The organism is Pseudorhizobium xiangyangii, from assembly GCF_020531965.1.
GTDB lineage: Bacteria > Pseudomonadota > Alphaproteobacteria > Rhizobiales > Rhizobiaceae > Neorhizobium > Neorhizobium xiangyangii.
On sequence record NZ_JAJAWH010000071.1, the window covers coordinates 1 to 3586 of the forward strand.

A 3586-nucleotide genomic window follows, 5' to 3' on the forward strand; every position below is an offset into this window, starting at 1 on the left:
CTAGGCCAATACGGCCGCCTCTAGTGCTGCAGCGAACGCTTCCCTTGGGTTGGCGACAAACGAACTCATCAAAGCATCTCTGTTGGACGCCGCAGACTTAATCCGCACCCTTCACATCGTGCTCAATACCGAGACGTACATTGTGACGGCCGGCGTGCGTTGGTACCGGTCCAGCGTGTTTCCCTCCGACGGGAGAAGCCCTCCCTTTGCTACTGAGCTTGCCTCCTGGCGATGGCTGAAGCAGCCAGCAACTGCGCCAAGTTAGCCAGCTTTTGCTGGTCTGTAAGTCCTTTTGAATACAGCCGGTATATCGTCCGTGAGAGCGTCTCGCTATCGACCGGATCGGAAGCACCGGCCTGCTCCCTCATTGCCTGCTGGTAGGCCATAGACATTACCACGATGTCTGCCGAAGTCATGACGCGTGGGAAGAACGCATTATGAAACGGGATGCTTCGATCTGTTTCCGACACTTCGCTGCCATCGTTCCGAATGGATTTCATAAGAGGTCTCCTCTCCAGTGAAGCCCGATCCTACCTGACAAAACGGAGAATGGTCCTACGGTACGTTTTGTTACCCAAACGGTCCTTTGGTCCGCCCATCTGGAGTGAGGGCCTCGTCGAGCGATTTGGGGAGCCCCTTCATCAGACGGCGATATTCTGCCTCAGGCCTTCCATAAGCGTCCTGTGCGAACTCTTCCAATGCGGCCCGATCGCGGATCGTAATCCGGCCTCGCGTCGACCTGATGAACCCGAGCCCCTCCAGAACATGTAAAGCGGTTGTCACGCTAGGCCTTCGCACAGCAAGCATTACAGCCATCGCATCATGTGTAAGCCCGATCTCATTTCCCTGAACCCGGTCGTGACACATAAGCAACCAGCGTGCGAGCCTCTCGTTGATGTCATGGATGGAGTTCGACGCTGCAGTATAGGAAAGCTGGATCGTAAACGCCTCCATACACCGGATCATCACTTTGGAGAATCCCCTGTCAGAATCCATTAAGGCGGCAAAGGCGGAATAGCTCATACGATAGCCCTCCCCCGGCAGTTGCATGCTTATTTCATGGGGGGCAAGCTCGACGTCTGCCGCGGCCGATGTAGGTATGTGTCCGTCGAAACCGAAAAGACCTGCTTCGGCCCGGTGCCCTTCCGCCGTTTCGACGATGACCGAACCTAAACCGGAGGTCAGGAAATACACGTGCTCGATCGGCTCTCCGCGGGTAGCAAGAACGGTTTTCAGTGGCAGCACGACCGCTTCCAGAGAGGGAGCGACTAGATCGAATGTCGTTTCCGGGAGTAGCGAGAGCAGCTTATTCTGGATCGTCGCCTGCTTGGGATGAGCCAAAACACCCTCCTATTTCAGGACGAGAGCACTTTCGCCCTCGGCCACCTGCGTCTGTTTGTCCGCAGACGATTACGTGCAGGTAGGCCCACCTTCCCGCGCGACAATCCCCGGAGGATACAATGGTGTCAATTACTCAAACAGCACGGTTGCACCACCGCTGGCTGTCTTATCTCGCAATGCAAACAACATTTTTAATATGCGGGAAGAAGCGGACCCTCTACATTTCTGGGAGAACCGAGGATAAAAGAGATGACTTCCGAGATCGGCATCGTCGTCGTAACCGGGGCCGGCGGGGGATTGGGAAGGGCTTTGGCCCTAGAACTCGCGAGGCGCGTTCGGATCGTGGCCGGAATAAGCCGGACGGCCGCGCATTTGCACGACAACGGTCTTCGTCCCAAGAATCCTGGTCGGATTGTTCCATTTCAGTGTGACGTGGGCAACCCGGAAGACGTCGCGGCTACTTTTGACGCCATTCGTGAGCTCGGACACATCTCAGTTCTGATCAACAATGCCGCTGTGTATCCCCACCGCTGCCTGCTGGGCGAAACAGCCGAAACATTCATGCAAACAGTGGCGGTCAATTTGGGAGGTGTGGTCAGTTGCAGCCTTTGCGCCCTGGACGACATGGTTCGACAGGGCAGAGGTCGGATCCTGAACGTTTCCTCCTTTGCCGACGCCGCCCCCTTGCCGGGGAGCGGCGCTTATTCGGTTTCGAAAGGGGCGGGCCGCATACTGACGCGCGCGATGATAGCGGACGTATGCGAGCGATATCCGGCAATTGTAATAAACGATTGGGTCCCCGGTCGGTTGGCGACTTCAATGGGTACCGCGGATGGACTGGAACCCGGTATCGCTGCCAGGTGGGGAGCGACCCTCGCTCTTTCGAGCGATCCAAGTCTGACGGGAAGCGTGTGGGAACGAAGCACTGAGGTTCTGCCGCCACGATCATTAAGGCGGCGGGCCTTTGACAAGTTGACTTTAAAAGCAAGTCCGCAACCCAGACAATTGCATGATCCAGACGGCGGAAGGGAACTGTTTGCGGAACAACGCATTTTCCCTGCCCGCTGGAGACGAGTGCTCTTTCCAGCAATCAGTCTGTTCTGTCTCTCAGGAACAGAGTTCTAGAGGCGGGAGAGCTGCGACCCCGCGCACCGTTCCCACCCCAAGATGGATCAGCCAAATGCCGAAGTTCTACTTTCACATCCGCACACCTCTCGAACTCGACCGGGACGAGATCGGCACAGAATGTGCCTCGGTCGAAGAAGCAACGCTTCAAGCAGTACGAGCTGCGAGGGAGATCATTTCAGAATGGATCAAGGAGGGCAGCCCCGTCGATGGCGAGGTTTTCGAGATAGCCGATGAACAAGGGGAAGTGGTGGCGACGGTTCCGTTTGCCAGCATTGCGCAGCAACATTGAAGGTGATGCTTGGGCTTGCTCACCAGGTTTTCTCACTTTGAGACGACGATTAAACGCTGGTTTATCACCGAGACAATCCCGCCTTGATGATCCGCACGGGCTGCCTATGTAGGCCCTCAGGAGACGCTAATGCCCGTACACCCACAGCCCATGCCAGCGCCACTGCCACCTCTCAGCCCGAACGAGCTTCGCCTTTACCAGCAGGTATACGATGAGATTACGCGGGAGCGATCTCACTACGCATTGCGGGTGGATCGCAACTAGCTGTCGATCGCGATTATGGAGCTCTATCGCAAGGGCTTCAGATCCCGCAAACAGTTCAGGATGATTGCAGGCTCCTCCCTTTCGAACCATGAGGCGCCGTGGATAGCGGGCATCCCGCGCCGCACGACCTTCGCAAAAAACCCACCGGCACTGGCATTTTTAGCAGTGGTCGCGCGTTCGGCCGCGCCCATCGCCAAGTAAGGCTTATAGTCATCGAGTAGGTACGGTCGTAAAGTCAGCCGGTCCGTCTCTATCATCGAGTGGACCTTTCTAATGGCGGGAAATCAAGAGAAATAGCGATGGGCCTTGTACAATTTAGCGAACGTAGGGAGCGTGCGACCAGAATGAAATTGAACACAGATGTTACGTCTTCCGCAATGATAAGGTTGTTCCAATGCGATCCACGGACAGCCTCCAGCCCTTCATTTTCTCGATCACCCTGATGGCTAAGGCCGTCCCGAGAACCGCGCCGGCATCTGCGCCTGCAAGGCCGTAGGCAAGGAGGCCGAGCGCCACAGTGGCCAAGCGGGCATCCAGTCAAGCCCCGCAAAGCCGCTCCTGGCG

Annotated in this window: 4 protein-coding genes; 2 read left to right on the forward strand and 2 right to left on the reverse strand. The window is 56.7% G+C overall.

The window, feature by feature from the left end:
* Window positions 1-209: 209 nt before the first annotated feature.
* A complete protein-coding gene (locus LH464_RS24080) occupies window positions 210-500 on the reverse strand; it encodes a hypothetical protein (protein WP_226788933.1) in 291 nt (96 codons plus the stop codon).
* A gap of 70 nt (window positions 501-570) precedes the next feature.
* A complete protein-coding gene (locus LH464_RS24085; protein ID WP_226788934.1) occupies window positions 571-1341 on the reverse strand; it encodes a Crp/Fnr family transcriptional regulator in 771 nt (256 codons plus the stop codon).
* Between the two features lie 249 nt (window positions 1342-1590).
* On the opposite strand from LH464_RS24085, the gene LH464_RS24090 reads away from it, so the two are divergent.
* Both LH464_RS24090 and LH464_RS24095 read left to right on the forward strand, forming a co-directional pair.
* A complete protein-coding gene (locus LH464_RS24090) occupies window positions 1591-2466 on the forward strand; it encodes an SDR family oxidoreductase (RefSeq protein ID WP_226788935.1) in 876 nt (291 codons plus the stop codon).
* Between the two features lie 55 nt (window positions 2467-2521).
* Entirely contained in the window at window positions 2522-2758 is a 237-nt protein-coding gene (locus LH464_RS24095) for a DUF6894 family protein (RefSeq protein ID WP_226788936.1), read from the forward strand.
* Window positions 2759-3586 lie beyond the last annotated feature (828 nt).

Excerpts from the sequence above, each read along its gene's own strand:
- LH464_RS24095 (WP_226788936.1), top strand. The coding sequence starts at position 2,522 with ATGCCGAAGTTCTACTTTCACATCCGCACACCTCTCGAACTCGACCGG.
- LH464_RS24090 (WP_226788935.1), top strand. The coding sequence starts at position 1,591 with ATGACTTCCGAGATCGGCATCGTCGTCGTAACCGGGGCCGGCGGGGGA.
- LH464_RS24080 (WP_226788933.1), bottom strand. The coding sequence starts at position 500 with ATGAAATCCATTCGGAACGATGGCAGCGAAGTGTCGGAAACAGATCGA.